Here is a 9887-nt window from a genome sequence, read left to right as displayed (position 1 = left end):
TGCTTATGAATCAGTCGAGAATGCCGGAGGTCGATGGACAGGCATCGCCGGTGCCGCCATCTACACATTCGATTCAGCTGGAAATCAATGGCGCGGCACATGCGCTGGACGTCGCGCCATGGACGACATTGCTCGATCTGTTGCGCGAACATCTTGATCTGACCGGCACGAAAAAGGGGTGCGATCACGGACAATGCGGCGCGTGCACGGTGCTGGTCGATGGCAGACGCATCAACGCATGTCTGAGTCTTGCCATCATGCAGGACGGCGCCAGCATCACGACGATTGAGGGCCTGGCTGACGGCGACACGCTGCATCCCCTCCAACGGGCGTTTGTGGAACATGACGCGTTTCAGTGTGGCTACTGTACACCGGGCCAGATCTGCTCCGCCGTCGGAATGATCGATGAAGGACACGCGCAGACGCGCGACGACATCCGAGAACTGATGAGCGGCAACATCTGTCGCTGCGGGGCCTACCCGAACATCGTCGCGGCAATTGAGCAGGTGATCGCGGCCGCGAGAGTCAATACCCCATCATGAACAATTTTTCGTACACAAGAGTGAGTGACGTGGCATCAGCCGTGCGCGAAATCGCGGCTGATTCAACCGCGAAGTTCATCGCCGGCGGCACCAATCTCGTCGATCTGATGAAGGAGAACGTGGCGCGTCCTCGCCGTCTGATCGACATCACGCAGCTGCCGCTGAACAGGATCCAGGCGACCGAAAACGGCGGTTTGCGGCTGGGCGCATTGGTCAGAAACGCGGATACGGCTTACGACGAAACCGTGCGTGTGCGTTACCCGTTGCTGTCGAAAGCCATACTCGGGTGCGTCGGCGCAGCTCCGCAACATGGCGACCAACGGCGGCAATCTCATGCAGCGCACACGCTGTTATTATTTTTACGATACCGCCACGCCCTGCAACAAGCGCGAGCCCGGCGCCGGCTGTTCCGCGATGGACGGTTTCAACCGTATCCACGCGATCCTGGGCGCAAGCGACCAGTGCATTGCCACGCATCCATCGGACATGTGCGTGGCGCTGGCGGCGCTGGAGGCGAGTGTGCAGGTTCAAAGCAGCGAGGGTCAGCGCCAAATTCCCTTTACCAACTTTCATCGCCTGCCCGGCGATACGCCGCAAATCGACAACACCCTGCAACCCTACGAAATCGTCACGGCGATCGACCTGCCGCCCAAGGGCTTCGCGGAACATTACTGCTATCTGAAACTGCGTGATCGCGCTTCGTACGCATTCGCGCTGGTGTCGGTCGCGGCGGCGCTGGAAATGGATGGTGACCGCATCAGCACCGCGCGGCTGGCGCTCGGCGGCGTCGCGCACAAACCCTGGCGTGACAGCGAGGCAGAAGAAATATTGAACGGCAAACCCGCGACCGTGGAGAATTTTCAGCAGGCTGCGACAGCGGTCGTGCGTAATGCAAAAGGTTACGGCGAAAACGACTTCAAGATCGAGCTCGCGCAACACGCGATCGTACGCGCTTTGCAACGGGCCGTTTCGACGGAGCAGCCAGCATGAGGTCAGCGACCGCTTACATCGGCACCCCCATCAGCCGCGTCGATGGCCACGCGAAAGTCACCGGCGTAGCGAAGTACGCCGCGGAATTTAAAGCGCCAAGGCTGGCGCACGGCGTGATCATTTCGAGCCCGATCGCGCGCGGCAAGATCGTGCGCATCGATGTGGCACAAGCGATCTCGCTGCAAGGTGTATTAGAAATTTTTACGCACGAAAACGTCTCCGGCCTGGCGGGCGAAGATGCGTGTTTCGCCGATGCGTTGTCGCCGCCAGGTTCGCCGTTTCGCCCGCTTTACAGCAACGAAATTCAATACAGTGGTCAGCCGGTCGCGCTGGTCATCGCAGAGACTTTCGAACTGGCGCGCTACGCAGCCACCCAGGTTCATATCGAGTACGAAGCGGCGGAGCACGACACTTCGCTCGGGGCGCGGCGTGGGCAGGCCTATGTGCCGGAGAAATACCGCATGGGTGAACCCGTGGCGGCGCGCGGTGACGCCGATGCCGCGCTGGCCGGCGCTGGCGTTCGCATCGAGGCCGATTACAGCGTGCCAGTCGAACATCACAATGCGATGGAACCGTTCTCATCCACGGCAATCTGGGAAGGTGACGACCGCATCACGGTGTACGACAAGACGCAGGGCGTGCTCAGCAGCAAGCAATACATCTGCAATGTGTTCGCCCTCAAGGAAGACGCCGTGCGCGTCGTCTCGCCGTATGTGGGCGGCGCGTTCGGTTCCGGATTGCGCCCGCAATATCAACTGTTCATGGCGGTGTTAGCCGCGCGGGCACTGAAGCAGCCGGTCAAGGTGGTTTTGACACGCCAGCAGATGTTCACCTTCGGCCATCGCCCCGCCACCTTGCAACGACTGGCGCTGGGCGCGGATAAGGACGGCCGGCTAGTGGCGCTCACGCACGCCGCGATCGGGGAGACGTCGCGTTTCGAGGAGTTCGCCGAAAACGTTGTTAACTGGTCCAGCCTGCTTTATCAGTGCGACAACACCCGGCTCGAATACAAACTCGTGCAACTCGATCTTTACACGCCGATCGATATGCGTGCCCCGGGCGCGACCCTTGGCGTGTTTGCGCTGGAATGCGCAATGGACGAACTGGCGCACGCGGCGGGCATCGATCCACTTGAACTGCGCCTGAAGAACTACGCCGAGCGCGATCAGGACGAGGACAAGCCGTTTACCAGCAAGGCGTTGCGCGAGTGTTACGCCCAGGGCGCGCAGCGGTTCGGCTGGGCGCGACGCAATGCCGAACCGCGCTCGATGCGCGAAGGCAACCAGCTCGTCGGCTGGGGCATGGCGACCGGTGTGTGGGAAGCCTTGCAAAACCCGGCAAGTGCCAATGCGAGGCTGGACGCGCACGGAAAACTTCAGGTCGGCGCCGCGACGGCCGATATCGGTACCGGCACGTACACCATCATGACGCAGATTGCCGCCGAAACGCTCGGTCTGGCCATCGAAGACGTGACGTTCAACCTCGGGGACACCTCGCTGCCGCGGGCGCCCATCGAAGGCGGTTCATGGACCGCGGTATCGGTGGGCTCGGCGGTCAAGGCCGCCTGCGAGCAGGTACGGGAGAAACTGTTTTCGCTCGCGCGCGACATCGAGGGCTCGCCGCTTGCCGGCGCGCACTATAAGGACATCACGTTCACCGGCGGCCAAATGTGTTTGAGCAGCGATGCTTCCAAAGCCGTCTCGATCCGGGAAACAATAGCCAACGCCCGGCTCGATTACATCGAAGAACAGGCCAGTGCAGAGTCCTCACCTGCGTTAGATCAATATTCCGCATATACCCATTCAGCGGTGTTCGCGGAGGTGAAGATCGATGAAGCCTTAAGCACCCTGCGTGTCACGCGCGTGGTCAGCGCGGTTGCCGGCGGGCGGATATTGAATCCTAAGACAGCGCGCAGTCAGATTCTGGGGTCGGTGGTCTGGGGCATCGGCATGGCGCTGCAGGAAGAAAGCGTGATCGATCAAACCTTCGGGCGTTTCATGAACCACAATCTCGCGGAATATCACGTGCCGGTCAACGCCGACATCCACGACATCGACGTGATCTTCGTTGCGGAACAAGACGACATCATCAATCCGCTGGGTGCCAAGGGGTTAGGCGAGATCGGCATCGTCGGCGTGGCGGCCGCGATCGCCAACGCGGTTTTTCACGCCACAGGCAAGCGCGTGCGCGATCTGCCCATAACGCTCGATAAAATCCACGTTGGAGAAAATCCTTGACTGAATGAACTCATGGATTGCCGCCAATTCGCGTACTAAAAAGTACAACCACTCGCGTTTGCTGTTCGAGCACCAAAGCCACGTGCGGCCAATCGCCGTACCCGCGTTTGCCAACCGGGGGGCTACATAGGTTTTACATTATGTTTTACCTATATACATCGACGCGCAACGGTGTGAGTTAAGCGCGGCCGGGCCAGTGGCACGGATTGTGTACCCATAAACGTTTTTATTAGTCGGCCGCGAAACGTGCGCGGAACAGGTAATGGATCTCACCGACGGCGTGGGCGCCGATCGGGGTTGCGAGTGCGTGGGGTATCAGGCGCACGACGCGCAGGGCGACGAGGAGCCGAACATGACGATGAATTATCTGGTGAAGTCGATACGCGCCACCGGCGGCAACGGCGTGGTCGGTATCTTCCTGCCGGAAGATCAGGGGCGCCAGACGAGATGAGCAAACAGGGTAAGATTGCGTTCGACATGGGCGCATTCTGGTTCAAGGGCCAGAGCACGGGTACCGGCCAGGCCAACGTCAAAGCCTACTACCGTCACCTTTCCAATCTCATCCATGAAGGCAAAGCTAAACCGTCGTGGATCGTCTCGCACGAGCTGTCGCTGGACAGGCGCCGGATGTGTACAAACACTTCGACAACCGCGACTAGGGCTGGACCAAGATCATATTGCGGCCCGGCGCGTAACCATACATTCAACCATAAGGAGTAAACATATGAGTCAGCAGGACAACATCAAAACCCAGCAGACAATGGGCGACGCCATCAACAGCGGCACGCTCGAAGTATTGCGGGACGTCATGGCGCCGAACGTGGTCGATCATGACCCCGCGCCCGATCAGGGCGAAGGCCCGGACGGCTTTATACAGTTCTTTACGATGTTCCGTACCGCGTTTCCCGATTTAAAAGTCGCCGTGGATCATATGGTGGCCGATGAGGATAACGTCGCGATCGCCTACAAAGTTACCGGTACGCATCGCGGCGATTTCAATGGCGTGGCGGCGACCGGCCAGCGCATCGAGGTGCGCGGCATGCAAATCGCGCGGTTCGAAAACGGCAAGATCGTAGAGCGCTGGGGCAGTTCCGACGAACTGGGTATTCTCAAGCAGCTTGGCGTGAGCCCGGCATAAGCGCGAACCAATTAATCAATCCGGCGCGCGGCGCCCATGCGACCGCGCGCTACAAATACAGAGGCAGAAATGGCACATACACTTCAAGGTAAGAGGATCGCAATCCTGGCGGCGGATGGCGTCGAGCAGGTCGAGCTAGTCGACCCGCGCAATGCGGTGATCGAGGCCGGCGCCAAGGTCGATCTGGTTTCGATCAAGTCCGGCAAAATCCAGGCCTATAACAGCGACGTAAATCCAGCCGACAGCTTTCCCGTGGATCGCATCGTATCCGAGGCGTCCGCTGCCGACTACGACGCGCTGATCCTGCCGGGCGGCACCACCAACCCCGATCATCTGCGTCAGGACAGCGACGCAGTACGATTCGTGCGCGAGTTTTTCGAGGCGGCCAAACCGGTGGGCGTAATCTGCCACGGCCCCTGGATGTTGATCGAAGCCGACGTGGTGCGCGGGCGCAAGCTCACCTCTTATCCAAGCCTGCGCACCGATTTGCGCAACGCCGGCGCGAACGTCGTGGATGAAGAGGTGGTGACCGACCAGGGACTCGTCTCCAGCCGCGACCCTGATGATCTGCCGGCGTTCTGCAAAAAAATCGTCGAGGAATTCGCCGAAGGCAAACATGCCGAACAGGCCCGCAGCGTCTGAGCGAAAACCTTAAGCTGGAATCTTAAGCCACACCTTCAAGCGAGAACGATACGACCCACGTCGGATGGTGCCGTGGTCGTTCGCCTCGCGCCTTAAGACTGGCTAACCCCCTGGCACGAGGCGGCGCGTTAATAAACGCCGCCTCGTGTCTCATCTGAATCCTTTTTCAGTCCTGCCATGCATGGCCTCCGCCTGATTCGCGCACACTAGGCGCGCCGAGCGAACCGCGCGCCCATAACGCGGTCGGAGTGGCTAGTGGCGTTGTCACAACGCTGTTATCACCGCGGTGATAGATTCTCTTTTTCGTTTCTCGATTCGTCTTTCACCCATAGGCAACATCCAGCGCCATCGACATCCAACCCGGACCGCACCCACACAAAAGGTAAACGCTTCATGTTCTTGAGCATCAAGACCCGCTACTTCGCCCCACTGGCGATTATGTCTCTGCTGATCGCGTGCGCGGACAACGCGGCGACGCAAGCGGCGCAGGCGCCGCGGTCGCCGACCCCGGCGCCGGTCGAGGCGCCGGTTCAAACCAGCGTCGTGGCCGACCGTCTGGAGCATCCCTGGGGGCTGGAATTTCTGCCCGATGGGCGCATGCTGGTCACCGAGCGGCCGGGCCAGTTGCGCATCGTGGATAAAGACGGATCGATTTCCGAGCCGCTTGGCGGCGTGCCGGAAGTCTACGCGTCAGGCCAGGGCGGATTGCTGGACCTCGCCCTGTCGCCGGACTTCGAGTCGGATCGCCTCGTTTATCTTTCGTATTCCGAGCCGGACGGCGATGTTGCCGGCACGGCCGTTGCGCGCGGCAAGCTGACCCGCAATGGCCTTCAGAAAGTGGAAGTGATCTGGCGCCAAGAACCCAAGGTCAACAGCTCTAACCACTGGGGGTCGCGCATCGTGTTCGCGCCTGACGGCACCCTGTTCATCACCACCGGCGACCGCTACGACCGGCGCGAGGACGTACAGGATCTCTCGACCACCATTGGCAAGGTCATCCGCATCAACGCCGATGGCTCGATCCCGCAAGGCAATCCTTTTGTGACCCGCGAGGGCGCGCAACCGGAAATCTGGTCGTACGGGCATCGCAACCTGCAGGGTGCCGCGCTGCATCCGAAGACCGATCAGTTGTGGACTCTGGAGCACGGCGCGATGGGCGGCGATGAGTTGAATCATCCGCAAGCGGGGCTCAACTACGGTTGGCCGGTGATCACTTACGGCGTCGATTACACCGGTGTCAGAATCGGTGAAGGCGTCGCCAAAAAAGGTATGGAACAACCCGTTTACTTCTGGGATCCGGTGATCGCGCCCTCCGGGGCGCTATTCTACACCGGCGATGCGTTCCCGGACTGGCGGAGCGATCTGTTCGTCGGCTCGCTGGCGGAGAGTGTGCTGGTGCGGCTGGATATGCAAGGCGGCCGTGTAGACAGCGAAACACGGTTTCTCGAAGACGTGGGCGAACGCATCCGGGATGTACGCCAGGGCCCCGATGGGCTGATCTATGTCATCACCGACGAAACGGACGGCAAAATCATCAAGATTGAACCGGCCGGTTGAGTGAGTCGCGTTCTGGCCGGCAGCGATTAAGCTTGGCCCGTACTGTGATATGGGCGCGCAGCGCGCCGTCAAAATCGTCTGGAGCGATTTTGAACAGCTTCAGCAGGCCCGGCAGGGCGCGCGCCTGGGCCAAACCAGGGATGGGTTGTATCGGTGTCCGTAATCCACCGCAGCAGGTGGATACGCCCGCAAAAGTTACGTGTGCTTGTCGAACGGCTCGGCGGGCTTATCCACCCTACTGCGGGAGCGCGAGCCGCGGCCCGCAGAAGACATACTGAGAAAACAGGAGGCGTGATGTCCCGCAATAATACTCTTGTCCGCAATTCCGCTTCGCTCCGGCGTGGCGTGGTTCCCACTGCATTATTGACGATTTGCAGCACACTCGCGCTGGCCGGCTGCGGCGACGGTCAGCAGTCGCGCGAGGCGGGATCCTCGCCCACGCTGGCCGCGCCCTTCGCCTCGGAGTCGGCGGTCAATTTCCCGAAAGTGATCGGCTGGCCCGAGAACAAAACGCCGGTCGCACCCCAAGGGTTCACGGTGACACGCTTCGCCGACAATCTCATAAGCCCGCGCTGGGCGTATGTGCTGCCCAACGGCGACGTGCTGATCGCGGAATCCTCGACGGTGCCGGACCGCGACATGCCAAAGGAATTCGAGCAAGGTCTGCGCAAGGCGGGGAGCATTCAGAAAAACGCCAACCGTATCACCCTGCTCCGCGATAACGACGGCGACGGTCGTCCCGAACTGCGCCGGGTGTTTTTAAAGAATCTCAATCAGCCATTCGGCATGCTGCTGGTGGACGATGATTTTTACGTCGCCAATACGAACGCATTAATGCGCTTCGACTATCGAACCGGCCGGACCCGCATCGAGGGTGAGGGTGAAAAGGTCATCGAGCTGCCGGCCGGGGGTTATAACAACCACTGGACGCGCAACGTCATCGCCAGCCGCGACGGGCAAAAGGTCTACGTATCGGTCGGCTCGGCAACCAATGTCGACGAAGAAGGCATTGACATCAAGGACGGTCGTCGCGCGGCGATTCTGGAGATCAGTCCGGATGGTTCGGGCCTGGAAGTGCTGGCCGACGGGTTGCGCAATCCCAATGGCATGGCCTGGGCCCCGGGCACGACTTCGTTGTGGACAGTGGTCAACGAGCGCGACGAGCTCGGCGACGAACTGGTGCCGGATTATTTGACCCATGCGCATCGCGACGCATTTTACGGCTGGCCATACGCCTACTTCGGCCAGCACGAAGACCCGCGCCACGAGGGCGAGCGCCCCGACCTGGTAAGAAAAGCAACCGAGCCGGACTACGCGCTGGGGGCGCACACGGCCTCGCTGGGCTTGCAGTTCTACACCGGCAAAAGTTTTCCGAAAGAATACTGGGGCGACGCGCTGATCGGCCAGCACGGCTCGTGGAACCGCGCCGAGATGGTGGGTTACAAGGTCATCAGCGTGCCGTTCGAGGATGGCCTGCCGGCGGGCGCGGCGAGAGATTTCCTGACCGGCTTTATCGCTGACCGCGCCAAGGGCGAAGTGTACGGAAGACCCGTGGGGCTGGCTGTGATGAACGATGGTTCCGCGCTGGTCACCGATGATGCCGCCGGTGTGGTGTGGCGAGTCGCGGCCGCCGCGGGCATCCCAGCCAGCGAGCGCACGGTAGCCGGGCTGCAAAGCCCGGAATCCGCGGTAGAGATGTCGAACGGCGAAATATATGTCTCGGAAATCGGCGAGTTCGGAAAGACCGGGGATGGCGGCATCGCGCTGGTCACGCCCAACGGCCAGCGCGAAGACTATGTTGCCGGTCTGGACGATCCTAAAGGACTGGCTCAATGGGAAGACTGGCTTTACGTGGCCGACACGCCGGGCGTGTGGCGCATCGATCGCTTCAAGCGCCCCGTGCGGCTCGCCGGCCCTAAAGACTTTCCCGAGAAATTCCGCTTGCTCAACGACCTTACGGTAGCCCAAGACGGCACCTTGTACGTTTCCGACATGGGCAATCGCGCCCAGGGGGAAGGCGCGGTTTACGCAATCGATCAAACCGGCGCGGTTGAACAGGTCTTCTCAACCAGCGGAAAATCGACTTTGAAGAATCCCAACGGTTTATTGCTGGAAAGCGGCAAAACCCTGCTGGCGACCGACTTTTACTCCGGCGAACTGCATCGTATCGAGCTTGCGAGCGGCGAGACAACGCTGATCGCCAAAGGTCTTGGATCGGCGGACGGCCTAGCGAAAACGCACGCAGGCAAAATTTACGTCAGCAACTTCAAGGATGGAGAAATTTTCCACGTGACGATGGGGGGAGATGTCGAGCCACTGCATACAGCGGAGCGCTTCGATAACGCCGCCGATATCGCTTTGAGTCACGATGGCAACGTCATCATCGTGCCGGACATGGAAGCCGGCGAACTCGCATTCCTGCCGGCGGACTAGCTGATGGATGCGCAAGGACACACACTAACAGCCTAAGTGATTGTTATTTAACACGCTGCGTGGTGTACGTTTTCGCAGGTACCGTTAAAAGTACCGTTTTTTGACTGGAACCCGGCGCATGAGTGCTTCAGGGGTCCTTCTGTGGTCAGACCCAAAATACGGGTACGCAGCGCGCAGTTATCAACTAGGCACGAAGCGCTCTAGGGGGGTTCCACTACTGCGTGTCAACTTCGGAATCTCCCAATTCGACTCTAGTCTTGCGCTCTAAGGGGGTTCCACTACTGGCGCAACTGCGTGTCAACTTCGGAATCTCCGAAGTTCATCGAGCAGCAGCGCATCAAAGACGCG

7 protein-coding genes and 1 pseudogene are annotated in these 9887 nt (G+C 60.4%); all 8 read left to right on the top strand.

Annotated elements, in window-relative coordinates:
• Positions 1–5: 5 nt before the first annotated feature.
• Positions 6–542 (top strand): 2Fe-2S iron-sulfur cluster binding domain-containing protein, encoded by a 537-nt coding sequence (locus H0V34_04140; protein MBA2490912.1) that lies wholly within the window; start codon positions 6–8, stop codon positions 540–542.
• Positions 539–1532 (top strand): annotated as a pseudogene (locus H0V34_04135) (xanthine dehydrogenase family protein subunit M). Before H0V34_04140 ends, H0V34_04135 begins: the two are co-directional and overlap by 4 nt.
• On the top strand, positions 1529–3769 hold the full coding sequence (locus tag H0V34_04130; protein ID MBA2490911.1) for a xanthine dehydrogenase family protein molybdopterin-binding subunit: 2241 nt from the start codon (positions 1529–1531) through the stop codon (positions 3767–3769). The pseudogene H0V34_04135 and the gene H0V34_04130 overlap by 4 nt, the downstream one beginning before the upstream one ends.
• A 262-nt stretch (positions 3770–4031) precedes the next feature.
• On the top strand, positions 4032–4220 hold the full coding sequence (locus tag H0V34_04125) for a hypothetical protein (protein ID MBA2490910.1): 189 nt from the start codon (positions 4032–4034) through the stop codon (positions 4218–4220).
• Between the two features lie 273 nt (positions 4221–4493).
• A complete protein-coding gene (locus H0V34_04120; GenBank protein MBA2490909.1) occupies positions 4494–4907 on the top strand; it encodes an ester cyclase in 414 nt (137 codons plus the stop codon).
• 69 nt (positions 4908–4976) lie between these two features.
• Positions 4977–5549 carry a type 1 glutamine amidotransferase gene (locus H0V34_04115; protein ID MBA2490908.1) on the top strand — a complete coding sequence of 191 codons (573 nt, stop codon included), beginning with the start codon at positions 4977–4979 and terminating at the stop codon, positions 5547–5549.
• A 438-nt stretch (positions 5550–5987) separates the two neighbouring features.
• Positions 5988–7106: a PQQ-dependent sugar dehydrogenase gene (locus H0V34_04110; protein MBA2490907.1), complete on the top strand. Its 1119-nt coding sequence runs from the start codon at positions 5988–5990 to the stop codon at positions 7104–7106.
• A 294-nt stretch (positions 7107–7400) separates the two neighbouring features.
• A complete protein-coding gene (locus H0V34_04105) occupies positions 7401–9539 on the top strand; it encodes an SMP-30/gluconolactonase/LRE family protein (protein MBA2490906.1) in 2139 nt (712 codons plus the stop codon).
• Positions 9540–9887 lie beyond the last annotated feature (348 nt).

It is taken from the genome of Gammaproteobacteria bacterium (assembly GCA_013696315.1).
Lineage (GTDB): Bacteria > Pseudomonadota > Gammaproteobacteria > JACCYU01 > JACCYU01 > JACCYU01.
Note: the sequence above shows the minus strand (reverse complement) of the source record. Positions and strands in the feature narration are given on the sequence as shown.